Raw genomic sequence first — 1533 nt, forward strand, 5'->3', positions numbered from 1 at the left:
ACCCTTTGATTTGTTCTTCAGTAAGGTCTGAATCAAAAGAAACATTAATTGTTAGTTTTTCGTATCTGTTTTCTTTAGGATGTTTTTCTCCAAGTACTTCAATTTTTACATTTTCAATTTTATATCCTTTGTGATTAGTATATGCCTGTACTGTAATTCCAAAACAGTATCCAAGAGACATCAACATAAGGTCAGTTGCTTTTACTTTCATTGATGATATATCTATATCTTTAATTTCCTCAGCATTTAAAGCTTTTGCAAGCCACTTTTCATCTTCAAATGAAAGCTCTACAACTCTTTTTTCTTCTTTTACAGGAGCCATTAATTTAACCTCCAAAATAGCTTAAATTAAATTATATCATCTAACACTTTCTTTCTTTACTGTTTCTACCAGATATTTTACTTTTTCAAATTCCATATCCGGCATAAGACCGTGTCCTAAGTTAAAAACATGCCCACTGTCTTTTTCCCATTTCCCAAGAAGATTAATTATCTTTTCCCTTATAACATCTTTAGAAGCATATAAAACAATTGGGTCTAAGTTTCCCTGAACTGCTGATTTTGGGAAAGCCTTTTCTTTTACAACTTTTAAATCTATCATCCAGTCAACGCTGTAAACATCAGCACCTGAAGTTATCATATAATCCAAAAATCCTGCCACACCTTTTGTAAAATGAATTATTGGGATTTCTGGGTGTATTTCCTTTAATTTTTTTATTATTTTCTTTACTGGAGGAAGGGCAAACTCTTTATAATCATCAGGTGATAAATGCCCTGCCCAGCTGTCAAAAATCTGAACAGTATCTGCTCCGCTTTCAATCTGAAAAGACAAATAATCAATTAAGCTATCAGCAAGTTTATCTAAAAGTTTTTTAAAATCCCGTGGATTGTCATACATAAATGCTTTTGCCTTTTTGAAATCTCTGGAAGTCCTTCCTTCAATCATATAGGCAGCCAGAGTAAAAGGCGCTCCACAAAATCCTATAGTAGGGATAGCTCTATCAAGCTCTTCATTTACACCTTTTATAATTTCTCCAACATATTTAACATCTTCAACATTTAAAGGTCTAAGTTTATTTATATCTTCAGGAGATTTTATAGGCTCTAAAAATACAGGACCTTCTCCTTCTCTAAATTCAAAATTAAAACCCATAGGTTCTAACGGTGTAAGAATGTCTGAAAAAATAATAGTAGCATCAACTCCTAAAAGTTTATAAGGAAGAACAGAAGCTTTCACTGAAAGTTCAACATTTTTATAAAATGATTTAAAATCTCCTGCTGTTTTTCTTAGCTCTCTATATTCAGGCATATATCTTCCAGCCTGCCTCATAAGCCATACTGGTGTTCTTTCTATAGGTTCTTTTTTTATAGCTCTCAAAAGAAGGTCATTTTTAGGTTTTATCATTGTTTCCTCATATTAAAATAAAATTTTTTATAATTATATTACAAAAATGCTTGTAATATTAAAATTATTTCATTATATATATTATCATATGTTTTAAAATTTATATGGAGGTAGAAATATGAAGAAGT

At 30.7% G+C, this 1533-nt stretch carries 2 protein-coding genes; both read right to left on the minus strand.

Going from position 1 to position 1533, the window contains the following annotated elements:
* The coding region (locus HG1285_RS01950) for an OsmC family protein (RefSeq protein WP_008289258.1) at positions 1-322 on the minus strand (322 nt) is incomplete at its 3' end.
* A 36-nt stretch (positions 323-358) separates the two neighbouring features.
* The gene (hemE, locus tag HG1285_RS01945) at positions 359-1405 is read right to left on the minus strand and encodes a uroporphyrinogen decarboxylase (protein ID WP_008289259.1); all 1047 of its coding nucleotides are present in this window, start codon (positions 1403-1405) and stop codon (positions 359-361) included.
* Between the last annotated feature and the right edge of the window lie 128 nt (positions 1406-1533).

This window comes from Hydrogenivirga sp. 128-5-R1-1 (assembly GCF_000171895.1).